The sequence below is a fragment of the Streptomyces sp. NPDC048142 genome (assembly GCF_043202835.1).
In the GTDB taxonomy this organism is placed as follows: domain Bacteria; phylum Actinomycetota; class Actinomycetes; order Streptomycetales; family Streptomycetaceae; genus Streptomyces.
Genome location: NZ_JBIDBC010000015.1, coordinates 109586 through 130346, shown reverse-complemented (window position 1 = coordinate 130346; position 20761 = coordinate 109586). Strand labels below are relative to the sequence as shown.

Below are 20761 nucleotides of genomic sequence, written 5' to 3'. Positions count from 1 at the left end.
TGGTCTCTGTCATGGGTGGTGAGGTGTTCACGCGGTGGTCGGCCTTCGGACCACGAGAGCGGCGAGCGCGCCGAGCGCCAGCGCCCCGGACATCGCGAGCAGTGCGGTCCGTATGCCGTCGAGCAGCGCCGGGACCGACGACTCCTGGCCGATTCCGGCGGCCGCCGCGACGAGCAGTGCGAGACCGACGGCGCCGCCGACCTGGAGGGACGTGGAGGCGATCCCCGACGCGATGCCCTGCTCATCGGGGGCCACCCCCGCGGCGGCCGCGATCCACAGGGCCGTCCACGCGGCGCCCTGGCCCAGGCTCATCAGGACGACCCCCGGCAGCAGCGACGCGTAGGAGCCGCCCGCCGAGACCGCGGGCACCAGGGCGAGCGCTCCGGCGGCGGCCGCTCCCAGTCCGCCGACCAGCAGCCGCCGCATGCCGAATCGGGTGACGGCCGGAGCTCCGGCCTGGGTCCCGGCCGCGACGACGAGGGCGGGCAGCAGGAAGCACAGCCCGGTGACGAAGGCGTCGTAGCCCCGCACGGCCTGGAAGTAGAGGGTCAGGAAGTACGGCAGCGAGCTGAACGTCGCGCTGAACAGGGCTGCCACCCCCGTGGCCGCGACCAGCCCCCGGTGCCGGAAGAGCCGGACAGGCATCAGCGGGTCCCGCGCCCGGCCCTCGATGACGGCGAAGAGGACCAGGCAGAGGAGTCCGGCGGCTCCAGCGGCCAGGGCCGCGGGACGCGTCCAGCCGGCGGCGGGCGCGTACACCAGCAGGAAGACGGTCAGGGTGAGCCCGGCGGTGGCGGTGAGCGCTCCGGCGGCGTCGAAGCGCCGCGTACGGTCGCGGGGCGGATCGGCCGCGAAGAGCAGCCGCCCGAGCACGGCCAGGGCAAGGGCCACGGGGACGTTGACCAGGAACACCGAGGGCCAGCCGAACCCGTGGACCAGGACGCCCCCGAGGAGCGAGCCGAAGCACAGTCCGCCCGCTCCGGCCGCGCCCCAGATCGCCAGCGCCCGGTTGCGCACCGGACCTTCGGCGTACGTGGTGTTGATGAGCGAGAGCGTGGCCGGGAACAGCAGGGAGCCGCCTGTCCCCTGGGCCGCGCGGACGGCGAGCAGGACGCCGGGCGACTCCGCGAGGCCGCCTGCCAGGGAGGAGGCCGCGTAGATCGCCGTGGCGAGGACGAACATACGGCGGCGGCCCAGGAGGTCCGCCGCGCGTCCGCCGAGCAGCAGGAAGCCACCGGTGGTCACGACGTACGCGCTGACCACCCACTGCAGGTCGTGGTCGGAGAACCCGAGTCCGGCTCCGATCTCCGGCAGCGCCACGTAGACGATGCTGTAGTCGAGCGAGATGACGAGTTGGGCGAGCGCGAGCACGACCACGGGGAGGCCGAGGCGCTGTCGTGCCGCCGTCGACTCGGCTGCGGTCGCGGGCATGATCGTCCCTTTCGGAGTGAGGAGCACGGCATACGAGCCGAGGGGGTCGGAGAAGGGTCGGGGGCGGTGTGAGGGTCCGGGGCGGTGTGTACGGGCATGCCGGACCTCGCCCCGACGTGATGCCGGACGGGGCGGTCGGCCGCACGTTTCGGCGGATGGGTGGGCAGGGCCACCGGTCCGGACGCGCGACGCCGGATCACATGTCCGCGAGCAGCTTCCGTACCTCTGTCACCAGGACGGTCAGCGCCCTGCGTTCGGGGACGGTCGTCTCCGGATGCCAGAGGTCGACCAGGAGGCAGGTCCGGGGACGGTCGCCCCGGTTCTCGGCGTGATGCTCGAAGGAGTAGTCGAAAAGCAGACAGCGGCCCTCTTCCCAGGCGCGCGTCTCACCGGCGACGGTGATGTCGCAGTCGCCGGGGATGTCGACGGCGAAGTGCAGGTTGATGCTGAAGTTCCACAGATCGCAGTGCGGTGCGATGCGGGACCCCGGAAGCAGCGTCGAGAAGTGGCTCTCCAGGAGCGGACAGATGAGGCCGTCGGCGACGGCGATGTCGGTGATGACGCCGAACGCCGTGGGGGCCACCTCCGCGGACTCCCCCATGAGCTGCCCGTCCCGGTACAGGTGGAGGGACTGCCAGTCGTCCTGGCGTGTCAGGTAGTGCTCGTAGTCCGAGAACGCCGCACGTCGTGTCCGCCAGGCCCGCTCGTGTTCGGCGCTGATCGCGGCGTGCGCGCCCTCCAGCGCGTCGACGAGCGAGGCGATGGCCGGGTCGCTTCGCGGATCGTGCCAGGGCTGCTGCGATATTCCGGGCAGGATCCATTTCGCGCCCCCCTGCGAGGGATGTCTCGGGACTCCTCCCGGAGCCATCATCTCCTCGACCCGCGCCAGCGAGTCGGGGCCGAACTCCTCACGTATCGCGGCGAACTGTTCGTCCGTCGATTCCATCGCTGTTCCTTCCCGCCCTGCCGCGGGAACTGGACCAGGCGTCGCGCCCCTGCGGCTGCGGCCTTCCCGAGGGTCGGTGGCCGCTACGTGTCAAAAGTCGAACAGCTCTGCGTCCGAGTTCCCGTCGCGGGCGAAAAAGGCGATCGGAAACGCGCCGGCCCGGGGCGGGAACGCACCGTCCGAGGTCCCGTCGCGGACCGTCGGGACGGCGAGGACCGGCGGGCTGCGGGCCGCCGGTCGCTGATCAGGGTGCGGACCCCAGCGTGACCGGCCGTACGACAGCGTCCACGGTGACGGTCCCGTACCGCTGGAAGTCGAGGGTGAACGTGACCCGGTCTCCGGGACGCCATGACGCGTCGGCGGGAAGGGTCACGGCCGCGCCGTGCTGGGACATCTCCACCTCTCCGTACGCCGGAATGTCCACGGCTCCGGACCGCTCGCGGTAGGCCCCGTTCGCCGCGTTCATACGGTGCACGGTCAGCTCCGGGTCCGGTGCGGCCGAGGTGGAGACCGAGCGGAGCCGGTCGGGCGCGCCACCGGTGTTGACGATGTGGAAGTAGGCGTTGGTGTTCCGCCCGGGTATCACCGGCAGCAGTACCCGGGCCTCCCGTATCTCGATGTTCGCGGGGCTGCCCGCGTAGCCGGCGGTGGTCCACGCGGAGAGGCCGCCGACAGCGGCGAGGGCGGCGAGGGCCACCGCCGTACCCGTCCCGGCCGCCTCTCGGGTACGGCGAAGGCGGCCGGGAGGGGTACGGAGGGTTTTCATGAACACGCGCTTCCTTGCGGAGAGGAGAAGAGGAAGAGGGGAAGAGGAAGGGGTCAGGGAACGCGCCGGGACGGTCCCGGGGCGTTCGGGTGGAGATGGTCACACCGGGCTCCGTGAGGCGGTACGGCCACGGGGCTGCCGGGCCGGCGCCGGCTGCCAGGTGCGCAGGCGCAGGCTGTTGGCCACGACGAGGACCGAGCTGAGCGACATCGCGACGGCGGCGACCATGGGGTTCAGCAGGCCGACCATGGCCAGCGGCATCGTCACGGCGTTGTAGCCGAAGGCCCACACCAGGTTGGTGCGGATGGTGCCCAGCGTGTGCCGGGCCAGCCGGACCGCGTCCGCGAGCGCCTCGATGTCGCCGCGGACGAGCGTGACGTCGGCGGCGCCGATCGCGACGTCGGTCCCGGTGCCCATGGCGATGCCCAGGTCCGCGCCGGCGAGCGCGGCGGCGTCGTTGACACCGTCCCCGACCACGGCGACCCGCCGCCCCTCGGCCCGCAGCCCGCGCACCAGTTCGGCCTTGTCCTGCGGTGTGCAGCGGGCGTGGACCTCCGCGATGCCGAGGTCCTCCGCGACCGCCCGTGCGACGGCGGCCCGGTCGCCGGTGGCCAGCACGGGGCGGACGCCGAGCCTGCGCAGCCGGTCGACGGCGCGGTAGCTTCCGGGCCGTACGAGATCGGCCACCTCCACGATCGCGGCGGGAACACCGTCCACCCGTACCAGCACCGCCGTACGGGCCGCTTCGTCCGCCCGCTCGCGGGCCACCGACAAGGCGGCGGGCAGCTCCGTTCCGTCGGGCGCCACCACCTCCACCTCCCGCCCGTCCACGCGCCCGCTCACACCCTGCCCGGCGGTGGCCCGGAATCCGGACACGACGGGCAGCGGCTCCTCCCCGGCCGCACGGCGCGCATAGGCCGTGATCGCCCGGCCCAGCGGATGCTCCGAGCCTTCCTCGACCGCACCCGCCAGCCGGACGATCCCGGCCGCGTCCGGCCCCTCGGGTGTCACGGTGATCCGCCCGACGCTCATGTGGCCGGAGGTCAGGGTCCCGGTCTTGTCGAGCACCACGGTGTCGACGTGCTGAAGCCCTTCCAACGCCTGCGGCCCGCTCACCAGGACGCCCAGCCGCGCCCCGCGCCCGGTGGCCGCCATCAGCGCCGTCGGCGTCGCGAGCCCCAGCGCGCACGGGCAGGCCACGACGAGGACCGCCACCGCGGCGGTGATCGCGGCCTGGGGGTCGGCGCCGGCGCCGAGCCAGAAGCCGAGGGTGGTGGCCGCGAGCGCCAGGACGACCGGGACGAAGACACCCGCGACGGTGTCGGCCAGCCGCTGGGCACGGGCCTTGCCAGCCTGGGCGTCCGTGACCAGCTGGGTGATGCGGGCCAGTTGGGTGTCCGCACCGACGGCCGTCGCCCGCACCAGCAGCAGCCCGCCTACGTTGACCGACCCGCCGGTCACCGGGCTTCCGGGGCCGGCCTCGACGGGCTCGGACTCACCGGTGACCAGGGAGAGGTCGACGGCGGAGCTGCCCTCGGCCACCTCTCCGTCGGTGGCGACGCGTTCGCCGGGGCGGACCACGAACACTTCGCCGACCCTCAGCTGTTCGATCGGCAGGAGTTCGTCCGCGCCGCGCCGGCGTACGGTGACCTCCTTCGCGGCGAGCCGGGCGAGCGACCGCAGCGCAGCCCCGGTCCCGCGCCGTGCCCGGCCCTCCAGGAACCGGCCCAGCAGGACGAACAGCGGTACGCCCACCGCCGCTTCGAGATAGACGTGGGCCATGCCGTCGGAGGCCGAGGGCACCAGGCTGAACGGCATCCGCATGCCGGCCACGCCCGCTCCGCCCAGGAACAGCGCGTACGCCGACCAGAGGAACGACGCGAACACGCCCAGCGAGACCAGCGTGTCCATGGTGGCGGCGGTGTACCGCAGACCGCTCAGGGCACGACGGTGGAAGGGCCAGGCGCTCCAGGTGGCGACGGGGGCGGCGAGCACGAAACAGAGCCACTGCCAGTTGTCGAACTGCAGCGGAGAGGCCATGGACAGGACGAGGACGGGAATCGACAGCACCGCGGTGATGATCAGCCGCTCGCGTTCCTGCCGGGCCTCGTCCTCGGGCGGGCCCTCGGCCCGCCCCGGCCGCTCGCCCACCGTCGGCACCACCACCGGCAGCGCGGTGTACCCGGCGACCTCGACGGCCGATGTCAGCTCCTCGACGGCCACCTCTGCGGGGTGACTGACCCGCGCCCGGCCGGTGGCGAGGTTCACCTCCGCCGTGACACCGGCCAGCTTGCCCAGCTTGCGCTCGACCCGCCGGACGCAGGCCGCACAGGTCATCCCACCGACGGCGATGTCCGTCACCACCGCCGTGGGCGTCGCCTCGGCCGCCATCAGTGACCGCCCCCGTGTTCCATGGGCGCGTCCCCGTCACGGGCGGGCGCGTCGCCGGTGATACCCGGGCCGTGCATGCCGGGCGCGACCGGCCCCACCGCCTGCCCCACCGCGTGGGCGCCGGCGAACAGCGCGCCGAGCAGCAACAGGAACGCCCACAACGCGGGCGGTGGGACGAGCCGGGCGGTCTTCGCTCCGGGTGCGGGGTCTGCCGTCTGCTCCACAGGGTGCTCCTCGACGTTCTGGACGCGAGCCGTGGTGCGACGGCTCGTGGCGGTTCAGAAGTCGGCGGTGGCCCGGCCGGAGTTCCCCGGCGTCCGGGTGAACGGCGTCACAGCACCTTCACGGGTGCTCCGGCGGGGATGCGGTGAAGACACCGGTGGTGCCGCGCATCGAGTCGTCGTGCGACGGGACGGGAGCGGGGATCGTGTCCGGCGGCCGTCTGCTCGCGCACGTCGTGGCGTCGAGCGACGGGCACGCCCGTTTCGGCGGGGCCCTACCGGAGATCGCCGCCCGTGCCCGTCTCCGGGCGTTCACCGCCGTTGTCAGGAAGGCCGCCGCCGCCCGCCCGTGGCGTCGCAGCGTCGTGCCTCGATGTGCGCGGGTCCGGGGAGCCCCACTCCCCGGACCCGCGTGGCCGTCATGCGCAGGCGGCTGCGTCGAGGCGGCCGGCTTTGGCCTCCTCGATCAGGGACCCGAACTGGTCCGCGCTCATCTCCACCCGCTGCCCGAAGTCGTCGGTGATCACGATCCGGCGTTCCGCCGGAGCGCTCTCGTCCACGAACAGCTGCGGGCACCCGCAGTCGCATTTCCCGCAGAAGGTGGCCAGGGGTTCGGGGGATCCGGTCATCGCACTCTCCTCCACGCTCGCCGGGCTCCGGCGGAAGCCAGGAGCCCGCGTACCGAGGTGATGCCCATGTCCGCGGGCACCAAGCCTCGCCGGCCTCCGGTGCGGAAGCACGCAGGAGCGGCCGCGCGCACCCGATGCTCCCGGAAGTCCGTGGGCGGCGGGAACCGGAAAGCACCGGCGTACGACCTCTCACGTGTCGGCGGCGCGGACGGGCCACCCGCCAGAACGTCGGACCACAGTCCACAACAGCGGACAGGGGACCCGGCCTGGAGGTGTCGCGGCGGCAATGCCAGGATCAGGAGCCATGTCGGTGGGATGGCGGTTTCGCGCCACACGGTCCGCGCTCTTCGCGGTCGTGTGCGTATCGCTTGCTGCCCTTGGCCACGTCCTCATGTCGGACGCCCCGCTTCCTTGGTGGGCTCTGGGCCTGTGCGGGGCAGGAGTCGGCTCCTTGGCCTGGCTCGTCGCCGGACGGGAACGCGGCCAGGCCGCCGTCGTCGCTCTCACCGTCGCCGTGCAGGGAGCCCTGCACGGGGCTTTCACGCTCGTTCAGACCGCGCAGCGAGCGGCCACGGGACCCGGGGACGATTCCGGGCTCGCCATGAGATGGGCGGACGCCCTGCTCTGCGGACCGCACAGCGACGCAGCGGCTGCGGCGCGTGCCTACGATGTGGCCGCGCAGGCGGGTCTGACCGACAGCATGCCGCTGCCCCGCCTCGACGGCGGCTCCGCGGCCATAGCGGCGCTGGGACACACCGTCCACGGAGCCCACCTGGCCGACACCCACGCCGCCCGGCCCATGCACGACATGGCAGCCGTGCACGACATGGGAGCGATGAGCGGCACTGCCTCCTGGGGCATGCTCGCGGCCCACGTGGTGGCGGCGCTGCTGTGCGGCCTGTGGCTGGCCCGGGGCGAGCGCGCCGCCTTCCAGATCCTCCGCGGCCTGGCGGACCGCTTCCACCTTCCCCTCTCGCTCCTCGGCGCGCTCCAGCCCCTGCCGTCCGCGTCTCCCGCGTCCGCCGTCGACCGCTCCGTCACGCGCCCACGCCCGCGCCTGCTCGTCCACTCGCTCGTCACCCGGGGACCGCCGTGGGAGACCGCTGTCCGCTGACAGCCGGCTCACGTCTGCCGCACCACGGCCGACGTGCGCCCGTGCACCTGGTGCGCGGGCGCGATCTCCCACTTCCCGGACCGGGGCACGCCTGTGCGCTGCGCCCTGTCCGGGCACCCGGAAGGAACCGCAGTTCCCATGTTTCCTGCCCAAAGACAACCTGCGGTGACGGAAGACGATGTCACCGCGTGGGCGCTCGGCGCCGCGGCCGGCGACGCCGAGGCCTTCGAGCACGTCTTCCGCGCCCTCCACAACGACGTGCGCCGATACGTCACCGCCCTGGCCGACGACGCACAGGTGGCGGAGGACCTGGTGCAGGAGACCTTCCTGCGCGCCGTCAGCACCGTCCACCTCTTCCAGGGCCGCGGCTCCGCCCGCGCCTGGATGCTGACGATCGCCCGCCGAACCGTCGTCGACAGCCTGCGACGTGCCGCTTCCCGGCCACGCCTGGCCGACACCTCCGACTGGCAGTACGTCGCGGAGTGCAGCCAGCCGCGTGACGTGCCCGGCTTCGACGAAGGGATCGCCCTGATGGCCCTCGTCGACGCGTTGCCGGACGACCGCCGCGAGGCGTTCGTCCTGACCCAGCTCCTGGACATGCCGTACGACGACGCGGCTCGGACGAGCTCGTGCCCGGTAGGCACCATCAGATCCCGCGTCTCACGAGCCCGCACAGCGCTCTGCGCCATGCTCGACGACAGTGCGGAGCCGGCTCTGGCCTGCTGATCGCGGGCGAACCCGTCACAGGGACTGCCGCTCGGGGCGACTGCCGCGCCCCGAGCGGCAGAGAGGCGTTCCTGTTCCCCAACACGTCGTTCCCGGAGGGCTGCGGGACCGGTACGGAAGCTCGCACTGCCCCTGGGGAGATGCGAGCGGGACGCCCACCAGAGTGCCTGCCTCGCTACCGATGGTCCCGGACACGCGTCTCCGCGGGCCGCCACCGGGTCGAGCGGCCGGCTCACGAGGTCCTTGTCACGGCATGGAGACCTCGCGGTCTTTCGCGTGAGCTCGTGGATGGCGCCTTCGGCGGGCCCTCACCGCGGTACTCGCGCGGACCGGGTGACGGCTCAGCTCAGCGCGAAGTGGGGAAACTGCGCCCCGACGGCATAGGCCGCGACGATCAGTGCCGCGGTGACCGCCAGTGCGGTGATGTCGCGCGGGCGGATCCTCAGGTGGGCCAGCCGGATGCGACGTCCATCGGCGTGGACCATGGCGTAGGTGAAACCGCGGGTCTCCAGCGCCTCCACCGTCGTACGGGTGCGTTTGGCGGTGTTGAGCATCATGGGATAGAAGGCGTACACAGTGATCTTCGCCCCGCGCATCAGGACCCGCCACCCCAACAGCCCGCGGGAGACCGGCGGAGCGGACCGCAGGCGGTAGCCGTCGATCACCGTCTGGAACTCGTCCACCAGGATCGGCAGCATCCGGTATCCATAGGACACGCCGAAACTGACCAGAGCCGGTGCCCGCAGGCTCAGCAGGGCATCGGAGAGCTTCTCCGGATCCAGTGACACGAACGCCGCCATGCTGGCCATGCTCACGGTGCCAAGTTTCAGGGTGAGTTCGCCCAGGGACAGCACGGTGGTGAGGTCGCCGTCGAAGAGCCAGGCAGCGGCGACCAGATAGCCCGTCTCGGTGACCAGGCCGAAGACGAACAGACCGACGACGAGTGGACCCACCCGGCAGGTCACCACGGCTGCCGCGGCCAGCGTGAACAGGATGGCCAGAATGGTCAGGTTGTGGGTGAACCACGGACTCAGGGCCACCAGTACGTACCAGAAGAGCACGATCCGCGGGTCCAGCCGGGTGAGCGGGCCGCCGCGGGTGGCGTACGCGGTGCGCAGCAGTTCCAGCTTGACCCATTCGACGCTCAGGGTGTCGCGTTCGGTCCTTTTCACGATCCGGCCTCCTTCGCAGCGACGGGCAGCCGCCCGACGCACTCGTCCACCGTCAGCGGTGGTGGCACCAGTCCCAGCGCGGTGCCCAGCACGGTGATCTGCGGTGGTACGACGTGTACGCGCTCCAGCAGCTCCACGTCGGCGAAGAACTCCGCCGGGCCCGAGTCGCTGAGTACCCGGCCGTCACCGAGGGCGATCACCCGTGTCGCCCACTCGGCCACCAGATGCATGTCGTGGGTGGCGACGACCACGCAGCGGATACGGTCCGCCAGTTCCTCCAGCATCGCGATCACATCGTCCCGGGTCGCCACGTCGAGGCTGGAGGTCGGCTCGTCCAGGAGCAGCAGCGCGGGGGCCATGGCCAGGCCGATGCCGAGGGTGGCGCGGCGCTGCTGGCCTCCGGAGAGCGTTCGTCCGTCCCGGTCGGCGAGCGGGGTGAGCCGGACCCGTTCCAGGATGTGGTCCACCAGTTCGTCGGTGTCCGGCCGGCCGCGGCCCTTCGGGAACATCGCGATGTCCGCCCGCACACTGTCGGCGAGGAACATCTGCTCCGGGCGCTGGTAGAGGTACGAGACTCGCTCGGCGAGCTTGGCGGGCCTGACCGTGCGGGTGTCGGTGCCGGTGACCTCGACGGTGCCGGACCGGGGCACCTTGAGCCCGGTGAGCAGGCGCAGCAAGGTGGACTTGCCGGCGCCGTTGCCGCCGACGAGGGCGATGCGCTCACCCTCTCGCAGTTCCAGGTCCACATCCCGTAGCACGGGCGTGAGCCCGCCGTGCACATCGCGGTAACCGTGCCGCACTCCGCGCAGCGAAGCCACGACGGGCCCGGGTTGCGGAGCCGGTGCGTTCGGGCCGGTGGCCGGTTCACCTGCGGCGGGTTCGGGGGTGTCGGGCCCGGGGGTGTCGGGCCCGGGGGCGGGGCGCAGGCCGCGTTCGTCCAGCCAGCGGACGGTCTGTTCCACGGTCAGCGGCACCTTGCCCTCGGGTTCGACGGCGCGGGCGAGACGCACCACCTGAGGGGCCGGGATGCCGTGGGCGGCCAGCTCGCCGGAGCGGGCCATGGCCTCCTCGACCGGCAGATGCCACACGGGAGCGCCATCGGCCATGAGCAGCACGCTCTTGCAGTACCGGGCGATGAATTCGGCGTGGTGCTCGATCACGACCACCGTCGTGCCCAGCCGCCCGTTGATGTCGGTGAGCCGGCGGTAGATCTCCTCGGCGCGCGCCGGATCCAGCTCCGCCACCGGCTCGTCGACCACCACGAGGTCCGGCCGCATCGCCAGGACGCCGGCCAGCGCCACCAGGTGCTGCTGGCCGCCGGAGAGCTGCCAGGTGTAGCGGTCGCGAAGGGCGTCGATCCCCAGCAGGTCGAGTGCCTCCTCGGAGCGTTCGCGCCAGTCGGCCAGGCCGAAGTTGACAGGCCCGAAGGAGACCTCGTCATGGACGGTCGGCCTCACGAGCTGGTTGCCGAAGTCCTGGTAGACGTACCCGACCCGGTGGCTCAGGGCGGCGACCCCGGTCGTGGTGGTGTCCTGGCCGAACACCCGGACTTCGCCCCTGTACGTACCGGACCAGAAGTGCGGGATGAGGCCGTTGAAGGTCTTGCACAGAGTCGTCTTGCCCGAGCCGTTCCCGCCGACGACGGCAGTGAAGTCACCGCGTTCGATGGTGAGGCCGACTCCGGTGAGGCTGTCGCGCTGGGCTCCCGGGTAGCGGAAGGTGAGGTCTCGGACCTCGACCGCGGGGCAGGCGGGGGCGGGCCCGCCGTCTCCAGTCGCCGCTGCTCGCGCGAGTTCGGCCGCCCCGGCGCGGGCCGGGCGGGCCGTCATGTCCGGTCCCCGGCACGTGCGGTACGGGAGCGGTTCAGGGCACGGGCCGCGAAGACGAGTGCGATGAGCACGATCAACGCGGCCGAGACGCCTATCCACAGGAACTTCTGACCGTACTGGTCGATGAATTCCGGCTCCCACACACCGAAGTTGGCGTCGATCTCCGACATGAAGGCGGCGATCATGGCGACGAAGGCCAGAAAGATGCCCACCAGCAGGAAGCGGGCGCTGACCCGGGCCCGCAGCCGCAGCGGCTGGGCGGGGTCGCGCGGCGCGAGGCCCAGCAGCGGCTCGATCCGCCCGTGCAGCCGCAGCGCCAGGTACGCCGCCGGGACGGCGCCGAACAGCACACCGCTGATGACGAGGTCGGTGGAGAATCCGATGCCCTCCAGCAGAAGCACGCTCTCCGCCAGGCCGTCCACGTACTCCGCGTCGGCCACACCGACGTACACCTTGCCGATGTCGACGATTCCGCCGAGCATCTTGTCGACGCCGACCGCGACGACGGCCGCGAGCGCGACCTGACCCCGCCGGCGAGGGTCGCGCACCATCGAGCCGGCTATGTAGAGACCGAGTGACAGCTGGATGTAACCCTCCAGCTCGGCGAAGCCGGAGAAGTCGCCCATCAGAAGGTCGACGAAGACGATCTCGCCGAGCGGCGCGCCGAGCGCGGCATACAGCGGATGGAAGAGGCACACCATCACCACGGGCACGAACGCCAGGTAGGAGACGGAGAGTTCGACAGGACCGAGCCTCACCTCGGGCAGTACCTCGGTGAGGATGTTGGCAAGCCCGAAGAGGGTCATCGACAGCACGAAGACCATCAGCTTCTGCGCGGAGCCGAGGTCGGTGGGATCGGTGGAGAACGCGGATCTGACTCTTGCGGAGTCGGTCGGTGAGGACATCGCTGTGGCCTTGGCCTTTCGTCGGGGGCGGACGAGACGAGCGGTGCTGAGTTCGGTCGGGAAGCGGTGTTTCAGGAGCGGGCGGAGACGAGCGGGATCAGTTCGGCGAGCGAGACGACCACGCGGTCGGGTCGGGTGGGGCCGGGCGTCGACAGATGGCGGGTCAGTGCCTCGTCGTCGAGTGAGCCTCCGCGTACGAGGACGGTGGTGCCGATCCCGGCGCCGCGTGCGGCGGCCATGTCGCGGCCCGGCTTGTCCCCGGCGAACCAGCAGGCCCCGGCGTCCACGGAGAGTCCGCGCAGCGCCTCACGCACGGTGAGCGGATCGGGCTTGCGGCGGCCGAGTTCGTCGGAGTACACGTGGACGCCTACGAGGTCCGCGATCCCGAAGGAGGCCATTCGCTCGCGCACGCTGCGACCGCACACGGTGTTGGAGACCACCGCGACCGGGATGCCGAGTTCGCGGCAACGGCCGAGGAGTTCGGCCGCGCCCTCGCGCAGCGTGGGACGGCTCTTGATGTGGGCCCACTCGTGGCTCAGCGCGACGGCCTCGGCGGCCAGCCAGTTCCGCACCTCGGAGCCGAAGGCCGTGCCGAAGAAGCCCTGCCAGTACTGGAGCGGCGTGATCTCGGGTACGAGGGGCCCGTCTTCGGCCTCGCTCTTCCACCGCTGGTGCGCGCGGCGCGCGTCGAACAGCGCGGCGACGGAGTCCTCGTCGGACACGCCGTGGCCCGCCCGTCGCAGCCGGGCGGCGAGACGCAGCCCGAACTCCCGCTGCGCCGCAGGGTCCTTGACCGCGTTGGCGATGACTCCGCCGTGGTCGAGCAGCAGCGCCGCCGGGCCGTTGCCGGGACGCGGTGAGCGGGCGGCGACCGGCGGGGGCGGGGGCGGGGTGTCCCGCGCGGCGGCCAGGACCGGGACCAGACCCTCGGGGGTGTCATATACGGCGTCGGGCTGGACGGAGACCGGGTAGGGCGGGTGGTCGGTGTGCTTGTCGCGGGTGACGATGACCGCCGCCGCCCCGGCGCGGTGACCGGCGGCCACGTCGCGATCGATGGTGTCGCCGACGAACCAGCAGCGCTCGGGCCGGGTCGCCAGTGCCCGCGCGGCCTGTTCGACGATACCGGGGTGCGGCTTGCGGATGCCGACCTCGTCGGAGTAGAGCTGCACGTCCACCAGTTCTTCCAGGCCGTGCTCGCGCATCAGTGCCCGGTGCGAGCGGCCGGCGTGGGCGTTGCTCACGATGCCGACGCGGATGCCGAGCCGCCGGGCGGTGTGCAGCAGTTCGCGGACTCCGGGACGTACGGTGTGCTCCGAGAGCAGAGGCGTGAGTTCGCCGAGCAGCCAGCCCGCGCTGCCCGCCAGGACGGCCCGGACCGGGTCCGGCAGGTCGGAGGCCAGGAAGTCCTCCCAGATCTCACGGTGGGTCAGTTCGACGGGCTCACGCCGCCGGCCGGCGGCGTTCTTCCAGTCCTTGAGCGCTGCCAGCCCTGCGTCGAGGGAGACCCGCAGTGTCCCCTCGGGCACCACGTGCCCCGCGCGTGCCAGATGGCGGTGGAGCAGGGCGGCCGCCTCTCGGCGCCCCTCGGGGCGCTTCTCGGTGTGGAAGACCACGCCGCCGAAGTCGAGCAGCAGCGCCTCGGGCCGGTGGGCGAGGGCGGGTGGTACGGGTGCTTGCGGCTGGTTCATCGGCTCCCCTTGCTGGTGTCGTGGCAGCGAACGTATGGGCGACGGGTGAACTCTCGACGCCGGGGAGGCCAACACGTGAGGATGCGTTCTGGAACGTTCCAGCTGCGTCTGGAACGCCACGACTGGAACGCTCCAGGTCAGGAGGGAAAAGGGGCGGTCACCCTTCCACGCGCCGGCGCCGCCTGCATACTGGACCCATGCCGCAAGCCCCTTCGCGCCGCCCCACGATCCTCGACGTCGCCCGGGTCGCCGGCGTGTCCAAGTCCTTGGTGTCCCTGGCGCTTCGCGGCGACGCCGGGGTCAGTGAGAGCACCCGGGCGCGCATCAGCGCCGCCGCAGACCAGCTGGGCTACCGTTCCAACGCCCTGGCCCGCGGCCTGGTCCAAGGGCGCACCATGCTGCTCGGCGTCCTGCTCACAGACCTGGCGAATCCGTATCACACCGATGTGGTCGCCGGAATCGAAGAGGCGGCGGGCGAAGTCGGGTTCGGCGTCCTGCTGGCCCACGGGCGGCGCGACGCGAAGCAGCTCACCACGCAGCTCGACACCCTGGTCGGACTCAATGTCGACGGCGTGATCGCGGTCAGCAGCTGGGTGGACCGAGCTGCCCTCCAGGCCGCGATGCGCCGCACCCCGGTGGTCGTCATCGGCCGCCCCGAGGAAACCGTCGAAGGCGTCGACACCGTCGCCAACGACGACGCGGCCGGCGCCGCTCTGGCGGTGACCCACCTGCTCGAACTGGGACACCGCGAGATCGCGTTCGTCAGCACCTCCCGCCGTCCGGCCGCGGAAGGAAGGCGGCGAGGCTACGAGCTGGCGGTCCGCCGTGCCGGTATGACCCCGCACACCGTGGTGGCCGAGGATGTCGACGACATCACCGTCGGCGTCGCCCCGCTCCTGCGCTCCGGTGTCACCGCCCTGATCGCGAACAACGACCTCACGGCCGTCGCGCTGCTGGACTGCGCACACGACCTCGGCCTGCCGGTCCCCGAGCGGCTGTCTGTCGTCGGCTACGACAACAGCACCTTCGCGGCTCTGGTCAGGCCCCGCCTCACCAGCATCGATCAGCCCCGCCCGGAACTCGGCCGGACCGCGGTACGGCTCCTGCTGCAGCGCGCGGGCGGGCGCACGACCGACCGCCATGAGGTGCTGCAACCCAGCCTGGTCGCCCGCAATTCGACCGGCCCGCGCGGCCTCTGACTCCCGGCGCCTCCGCTGGACCACGTCTCGCCCACGGCCGGAAACCCTTGTGCCGGTCGGCGTCCGGCCCTCCACCGACACCGGGAGCCGCCCCGATCGCCCCCATCCCTACCGTGCGGGTCCGCCGGTTCGATCGGGCAACGAAGCGGCGCCTGTCCCTGTCGGAGGGAAAGCCGGACCAGGACACATCGCAGGAGTGCCTCCGGCCCGTCATCGAAGCCGCTGAGGCAGAGCTTTCCCCGTCGCTCGCCACCATGAAGCTCGCCGAACACGCGGACCGGGGAGATCTCGGGGCAAGCGGGCCCGCGAGGTTCCCATCGTGACGGGGACGACGGTGTCACCGAACCCGGCCACGAGCATCTACGCCGCTGCGACCTCCGGCACACCTGATCGACCTGGTTCGCCCACGCCGGAGTCCGAGCAACACGTCCTCCGCAGGATCGCCGGCCACGGCTCACTGACCACCAGCCAGCGCCACCCGCATCCGGACGTACACGCATTCACGGCCGCAGGGCGGCGCTTCCGGCCCACTTCAGCGTGCTGCACGAACCGCGTTCACTACCGGGCGCTATCGTCATGACCCACTGACCCACTGACCCACTGACCCGCTGGCCGGTCAAGGACGCCGGTCCCCAAAATGATCAAGGCCCGGTTTCGGATGACTCCGAAACCGGGCCTGACCTGCGACTGTCTCCAGTCGGGACGACAGGATTTGAACCTGCGACCCCTTGACCCCCAGTCAAGTGCGCTACCAAGCTGCGCCACGTCCCGCCGCGTTTCCTCCCGGTTGTCCCGGGTGGCCGCGCAGGACAAACATTACCTCACTCCGAGGACCGTATCGACGCCCGCGCCTGTTGGGCGCGACCGGCCAGCCCCTCGGCTCCGCAGGCCATCGCCTGTTTCTGGGCACGGGCCAGCTCCCGGTGCGAACCGATCGCGATGCCGTAGTCGACCCGGGCGAGGGCGTGCTCGTAGGCGGAAGAGGACTTCTCCAGGTGTCCCACCGCCTCGGCGAGCAGTTGCTCGGCCCGCTCCGGAGGTGCGAAGAGGGCGACGCAGCGCAGGGCCTCGCCCAGGGCGGTGGGCGTGCCGAACCGTTCGGCGTGCACCCGGTTGCGGGCGGCGAGATGCGCCGCGCGGGCCGGGTCGTCCTCGGCCAGAGCCCGCGCCAGGTCGCCGGCCCAGGGCGCCCAGATGCCGTTGAAGCGTTCGCGACGCTCCAGAGCGGCGCCCGCCGCTTCCAGCTCGGCGATCGCGTCCTCCTTGCGCCCCTCCGCCAGCAGCAGACGGCCCCGCACGCACGGTCCGTCCGGCAGCACCATGGCGCTGGGGTAGGGCGGGCCGAAGTCGTAGCGGTCGGCGATGCGGCGGGCCTCGTCGGTACGTCCACGGGCCAGCAGGGTGTCGATGAGGAGGCAGGCCGCGTCCCAGTGCACGGGCAGTCCGGAGCCGACGCGGTCGGCGAGGCGGAGTCCTTCGCGCAGGAAGCCCTCGGCTTCGGCAAGGCGGCCGCGACGGCGGTGGACCATGCCGAGCAGGGTGTGGGCGAACGCCAGGTGGGCCCCGCTCCAGCCGGAGATCTCGAAGGCCCGGACCGCTTCGCCGAAGAGGCTCTCGGCACGGTCCAGCTGGTCGACGAAGGTGTAGGTGATACCGACCATGGTGGGGAGTTCGAAGCCCCACTCGGAGTCGGTCCAGCCGAGGCCCCGGGCGGGGCTGCCGTCGATCAGGGCTCGTTCGCAGAGGTCGACGATGAGCTGGGCGTTCTCACCGCGCAGCATGGCGTCGAAGGCCCGGAGCGTCAGCAGCGCCCGCTCCCCGTTGTCGCGGCCCTTGAGGTGGTCGGCGTTGCGGGTGAGCCGCTGGGAACGGGTCGGTCCGTCGTCCTCGACGGCCTGCATGCCCTCCCACATGAAGTGCGCGGCCTGCAGCCGCATCAGCCCGGGGCCGGGTTCGGTGCGCGCGGCCTCGGCGGCCAGCGAGAGCGCCGCGTCCTTGAGCTGGTTGTTGTGGGCGAGCGCGGCGGCGAGCCGGAAGGTGGCGTCGACCCGCAGTCCGTCGTCGAGCCCCGGCATGTCCAGGGCGGCGCGCAGGTGCTGGACCGTGGTGGGCGGGGAGCTGAGCAGCGTCGCGCAGCCCAGCTCGTACAGCAGGACGGCCCGGTCCTTGGGGCGCGGCGGCTCCTCCAGCGCCCGCTCCAGACAGCGCCGGGCCGCTTCCGGCGCACCGACGGCAAGGTGCTGGCCGGCGGCTTCGCGCAGCTGCGCGACCAGTTCCTGGTCGTCGTCCGGGTGGACCTCCAGCAGGTGGCGGGAGGCCGCGGCGGCGCCGAGACCGGCCCGGGTGATCGCCCAGGCCGCGCGCCCGTGCATGGCGGTACGGGTGGCCGGCGGGATCGAGCGGTAGACGGCGGTAGCGATCAGCGGGTGGACGAACTCCAGCGGGTCGAAGCCGCTGACGATACGGGCGTCCCGCAGCCGGGCCGTGCAGTCGGCGGCCTCCGCCGAGCTCATTCCGGCGAGCGTGGCGGCCAGTTCCTGGGAGATGTCGGTGCCGAGGACCGCGGCGGCCCAGGCGAACCGGTTGGCGTTCGTGCCGAGCCGTTCCAGCCGGGCGACCAGCCCGCTGCCCCTGGCGGACGCGCCCAGCACGCGCAGTTCGCCCGCCGATTCCTCCACCGGCGGCAGTTCGCGGTCCTGAACCTTGGCGACCAGCTCGACCGCCTCGTACGGATTGCCTCCGGTGACGGCCCACACCTCGCGGCAGAACGGGTCGTCGGCGTGGTCGCCGAGGCCCGCGCGGACGAGCACGGCGGTGGCGTCCGGGGTCAGGGCGCGCAGGGCGACCCGGTTCACGGCGCCCTGGCCGCCGAAGCCGCGCTCGGCCTCGCGGTCGGCGATGTAGTTGGCGTCGCGTTCGGCGAGCTCCTGCGGGCGGTGCGCCTGGACGACCAGGACCGGGAGTTCGCCGAGGCGGGCGGTGAACGAGGCCAGCCAGGCGAGGGATTCGCCGTCCGCCCAGTGGGCGTCGTCCACGATGAGCAGCAACGGCCGGTGGCTGAGCCGGGACGCGAGCCGGCCGACGACGAAGTCCAGTCCGTCACGCACACCCTGCGGGTCGGGCTGCAGGCCGCTCGGCTCGGCGAGTCCCAGGGCCGGGGCCGTGGTCTCGTACCAGTCGCCGAACAGGGCCCGTGTCTCGTCGGGCGGGAACTGGTCCAGGGCGGGCTGCAGCAACTGCCGCACCACGTGGAACGGCACGGAGGTGACGGTCTCACCTCCCCGGGCGGACCAGACGGTGCAGCGGTCGGCGGCCATCGCCTGGATCTCGGCGAGCAGCGCGGTCTTGCCGATCCCCGCCTCTCCGCTGAAGACCAGGAGCCCGCCGACGGCCTGCGCACCGCACAGGGCGTCCACCGCCTCGACAGCGGCGGCGAGTTCCGGTTCACGTTCGTACAACGGCCGGGACGGCTTCATGCCCACCCTTCCCACAGAGGCAGTCTTCTCGACGGTCGAGCCTAACCGTGCGCGGGTGCTCGCCGACAGGGTTCGCACTATTCCCCGCAGGTGCGGGGCACAATCGAGTGGTGAACGAGACGCGCAGAGACCGTGATGCCGAGGGCCGGGCGCGCAACGCGCGCCCCCGTGACGGGCTGGGACGCCCCCTGCCGTACGGGACACCCGGCGTCGAACGGCAGCCCGAGGGGGTCGTCCGCACGCCTCCGGAAACGCTCCGGGAGGCACAGCGGCTGCTGGACGCGGGGATGCCGTTCCACGCGCACGAGGTCTTCGAGGACGCCTGGAAATCGGGGCCGGAGGACGAACGCGAGCTCTGGCGGGGGCTGGCCCAGCTCGCGGTGGGGCTGACCCATTCCGCCCGGGGCAACACCGAGGGCGGGGCGCGGCTGCTGCGCCGGGGCGCGGGAGCGCTCGACCCGTTCGCCGGGTCCGGGCCACACGGGATCTCGGTCGCCGGACTGTGCGACTGGGCGCGGGAGTTGGCGGGGCGAGTGGAGTCGGGCCCGACGGTGGACGCGGCGGCCGAGGCGCCCCGCCTGCGGGGGTAGCCCACAGGGCGGCACCGGGCATGGTCCGGATGCGGAGGGTCCGGGGCCCGGTGCGGGTCCGGGTGCGGAGGGTCCCGGGCCGGGTGCGGAAGGTCCGGGTCCGGGGACCGGGGGTCCGCACAGCTACTACGATCCGGCTCCATGAGCACTTCTGACCAGGACCAGCACCAGGACCAGCGCGAGGGCGGGCTGAACGACGAGCACTCCGACCAGGACGGGGGCGGCGACACCCCGATAGCCGACGATACGGCGAAAGCGGAGACTGAGGCGAAGGCAAAAACGGCGGAGAAGGCGGATGGCCTCGATGTCTCGGACGGTGCCGACGGTCGGGACGGTGTCGACGGTCGGGACGGTGTCGACGGTCGGGACGGGAAGAGGCTGACCCCGCGCCAGGCCCGGCGGCTGCGGATCGTACTCTCCTCGGTGGGCATGGTGGCGATGGCCGTCGTGCTCGCGCTGCGCATCGCGAGCCGCTCGTCGGTGCTCGTCGTCGGCGTCTACGGACTCGCGCTCATCCTGTGCGGCGTGGTGATCGAGCTGAGCAGGAACGGTCGCACCCGGCTGGCCAGCTGGCTGCTGGGGGCTGGGCTGCTCGCCGCCGTGGGAGCGGACTGGCTGCTGCTTCCCTGAAGCGGCGCGGGCCGGGCGCGGGTCGGCGGCCGGGCGGGCATGGCGGGCATGGCGGCGTCAGATCAGCAGCAGTTGGAGTCCGCCGACCACCGTGGCCCCGATGACGATCCGGTCGAAGATCTTCTGGTTGATCCGGTCGACGCATGCGCGGCCCAGGTAGGCGCCGGGCAGGACGAACAGCAGCAGACAGGCGTCGAGGAGCAGCGAGCGGGCGTCGATCAGACCGAGGCCCACGCTGAACGGCACCTTGGACACGTTCACGATCAGGAAGAACCAGGCCGAGGTACCGAGGAAGCCGAGCTTGCGGAAGCCGGCCGAGAGCAGATAAAGCGACATCACCGGGCCGCCGGCGTTGGCGACCATCGTGGTGAACCCGCCGAGAACGCCGTAACCGCGCGCGGCGGTCCGGCCGGTACTCGTGCCGGTCTCACTCCCGGTGCCGGCGCCTGTTCCCGCCTCGCTCCCGGTGTCACCCCCGTTCCCGGTCCCCTTCTCCGCGATCCGGCGACGCCACAGGGTGACGCCCGTCATGAACAGCAGGATCGCGCCGATGGAGGCGCGGACCGCCGCGTCGTCGGCCCACAGCATGAACAGGGTGCCCGCCACGACGCCCACGGCGACGGCGGGGAACAGCCGGAGCAGAGTGGGCCAGTGGGCGTGACGGCGGTAGACGAGTACGGCGAGGAGATCGCCGACGATGAGGATCGGGAGCAGCACTCCGGTCGATTCACGGGCCGGGAGAACGGCCGCGAAGACCGCGAGGCTGATCGTATTGGCACCGCTGACGGCCGTCTTGGAGAAGCCGACGAGGGTGGATGCCGCAGCGAGTGCGGCCAGTTGGCAGAGGCTGATGGTGTCCATGTCGGGAAAGATGGTAAGCGCAACGGTTTCCGGCCCGGCCCGGGGCCCTCGCCTCCCCAGCACCTCCTCGACGAGCGTTTGACCGGTGGAGCCCGCTCCCGATCGCCCCATTGCCCTGTTGACCCGTTGACCCGTTGACCTGTTGACCTGTTGACGCGTTCTGGTCGGTTTGACGCGTTCTGGTCGG

Annotated in this window: 17 protein-coding genes, 1 tRNA gene and 1 pseudogene; 6 read left to right on the top strand and 13 right to left on the bottom strand. The window is 72.2% G+C overall.

The genetic code is table 11. The annotated features are described in order from the left end of the window. Positions 1 to 27: 27 nt before the first annotated feature. The 5 genes from ACGF2Y_RS20540 to ACGF2Y_RS20520 all read right to left on the bottom strand — a co-directional run bounded on the left by ACGF2Y_RS20540 (position 28) and on the right by ACGF2Y_RS20520 (position 5758). A complete protein-coding gene (locus ACGF2Y_RS20540; protein WP_392949307.1) occupies positions 28 to 1431 on the bottom strand; it encodes an MFS transporter in 1404 nt (467 codons plus the stop codon). Positions 1432 to 1627: 196 nt separating this feature from the next. Continuing rightward, positions 1628 to 2377 (bottom strand): aspartyl/asparaginyl beta-hydroxylase domain-containing protein, encoded by a 750-nt coding sequence (locus ACGF2Y_RS20535; RefSeq protein WP_392949305.1) that lies wholly within the window; start codon positions 2375 to 2377, stop codon positions 1628 to 1630. Between the two features lie 244 nt (positions 2378 to 2621). Next, positions 2622 to 3143, bottom strand: coding sequence for a copper chaperone PCu(A)C (locus tag ACGF2Y_RS20530; protein WP_392949304.1), 522 nt, complete (start codon positions 3141 to 3143; stop codon positions 2622 to 2624). Positions 3144 to 3242: 99 nt separating this feature from the next. Continuing rightward, a complete protein-coding gene (locus ACGF2Y_RS20525) occupies positions 3243 to 5534 on the bottom strand; it encodes a heavy metal translocating P-type ATPase (RefSeq protein ID WP_392949302.1) in 2292 nt (763 codons plus the stop codon). Further along, complete coding sequence (locus ACGF2Y_RS20520; protein WP_392949300.1) at positions 5534 to 5758, bottom strand: hypothetical protein; 225 nt, start codon at positions 5756 to 5758, stop codon at positions 5534 to 5536. Before ACGF2Y_RS20520 ends, ACGF2Y_RS20525 begins: the two co-directional genes overlap by 1 nt. Before the next feature lie 143 nt (positions 5759 to 5901). On the opposite strand from ACGF2Y_RS20520, the pseudogene ACGF2Y_RS20515 reads away from it, so the two are divergent. Continuing rightward, positions 5902 to 6091 (top strand): annotated as a pseudogene (locus ACGF2Y_RS20515) (tRNA (adenosine(37)-N6)-threonylcarbamoyltransferase complex transferase subunit TsaD); the annotation flags it as partial. Positions 6092 to 6174: 83 nt separating this feature from the next. Here ACGF2Y_RS20515 and ACGF2Y_RS20510 read toward each other — a convergent pair. After that, positions 6175 to 6384, bottom strand: a complete 210-nt coding sequence (locus ACGF2Y_RS20510; protein WP_392949299.1) for a hypothetical protein — start codon at positions 6382 to 6384, stop codon at positions 6175 to 6177. Between the two features lie 451 nt (positions 6385 to 6835). Between ACGF2Y_RS20510 and ACGF2Y_RS20505 the strand changes: the two genes are divergently transcribed. Together ACGF2Y_RS20505 and ACGF2Y_RS20500 are read left to right on the top strand one after the other, a co-directional pair. Then, the gene (locus tag ACGF2Y_RS20505) at positions 6836 to 7498 is read left to right on the top strand and encodes a hypothetical protein (protein ID WP_392949297.1); all 663 of its coding nucleotides are present in this window, start codon (positions 6836 to 6838) and stop codon (positions 7496 to 7498) included. 138 nt (positions 7499 to 7636) lie between these two features. Then, positions 7637 to 8224, top strand: coding sequence for a sigma-70 family RNA polymerase sigma factor (locus tag ACGF2Y_RS20500; RefSeq protein ID WP_392949295.1), 588 nt, complete (start codon positions 7637 to 7639; stop codon positions 8222 to 8224). 341 nt (positions 8225 to 8565) lie between these two features. Here the strand turns inward: ACGF2Y_RS20500 and ACGF2Y_RS20495 are convergent, their stop codons facing one another. The 4 genes from ACGF2Y_RS20495 to ACGF2Y_RS20480 all read right to left on the bottom strand — a co-directional run bounded on the left by ACGF2Y_RS20495 (position 8566) and on the right by ACGF2Y_RS20480 (position 13818). Next, positions 8566 to 9396 carry an energy-coupling factor transporter transmembrane component T family protein gene (locus tag ACGF2Y_RS20495; RefSeq protein ID WP_392949294.1) on the bottom strand — a complete coding sequence of 277 codons (831 nt, stop codon included), beginning with the start codon at positions 9394 to 9396 and terminating at the stop codon, positions 8566 to 8568. Further along, a complete protein-coding gene (locus ACGF2Y_RS20490) occupies positions 9393 to 11225 on the bottom strand; it encodes an ABC transporter ATP-binding protein (RefSeq protein WP_392949292.1) in 1833 nt (610 codons plus the stop codon). The genes ACGF2Y_RS20495 and ACGF2Y_RS20490 overlap by 4 nt, the downstream gene beginning before the upstream one ends. Continuing rightward, complete coding sequence (locus tag ACGF2Y_RS20485) at positions 11222 to 12130, bottom strand: hypothetical protein (protein ID WP_392949290.1); 909 nt, start codon at positions 12128 to 12130, stop codon at positions 11222 to 11224. The genes ACGF2Y_RS20490 and ACGF2Y_RS20485 overlap by 4 nt, the downstream gene beginning before the upstream one ends. 71 nt (positions 12131 to 12201) lie before the next feature. Then, entirely contained in the window at positions 12202 to 13818 is a 1617-nt protein-coding gene (locus ACGF2Y_RS20480) for an HAD-IIIA family hydrolase (RefSeq protein WP_392949287.1), read from the bottom strand. 197 nt (positions 13819 to 14015) lie between these two features. On the opposite strand from ACGF2Y_RS20480, the gene ACGF2Y_RS20475 reads away from it, so the two are divergent. Further along, complete coding sequence (locus ACGF2Y_RS20475; protein WP_392949285.1) at positions 14016 to 15017, top strand: LacI family DNA-binding transcriptional regulator; 1002 nt, start codon at positions 14016 to 14018, stop codon at positions 15015 to 15017. Between the two features lie 697 nt (positions 15018 to 15714). On the opposite strand, the gene ACGF2Y_RS20470 is transcribed toward ACGF2Y_RS20475, so the two are convergent. Then, positions 15715 to 15788 (bottom strand) — tRNA-Pro (locus ACGF2Y_RS20470). A gap of 50 nt (positions 15789 to 15838) precedes the next feature. After that, positions 15839 to 18493, bottom strand: coding sequence for an ATP-binding protein (locus ACGF2Y_RS20465; protein ID WP_392949282.1), 2655 nt, complete (start codon positions 18491 to 18493; stop codon positions 15839 to 15841). Positions 18494 to 18603: 110 nt separating this feature from the next. Here ACGF2Y_RS20465 and ACGF2Y_RS20460 point away from each other — a divergent pair, with 110 nt between their 5' ends. Then, entirely contained in the window at positions 18604 to 19083 is a 480-nt protein-coding gene (locus ACGF2Y_RS20460; RefSeq protein ID WP_392949279.1) for a DUF309 domain-containing protein, read from the top strand. A gap of 141 nt (positions 19084 to 19224) precedes the next feature. After that, positions 19225 to 19713: a hypothetical protein gene (locus tag ACGF2Y_RS20455; RefSeq protein WP_392949276.1), complete on the top strand. Its 489-nt coding sequence runs from the start codon at positions 19225 to 19227 to the stop codon at positions 19711 to 19713. Positions 19714 to 19770: 57 nt separating this feature from the next. Here ACGF2Y_RS20455 and ACGF2Y_RS20450 read toward each other — a convergent pair whose 3' ends face one another. Further along, complete coding sequence (locus ACGF2Y_RS20450; protein WP_392949273.1) at positions 19771 to 20574, bottom strand: sulfite exporter TauE/SafE family protein; 804 nt, start codon at positions 20572 to 20574, stop codon at positions 19771 to 19773. Positions 20575 to 20761 lie beyond the last annotated feature (187 nt).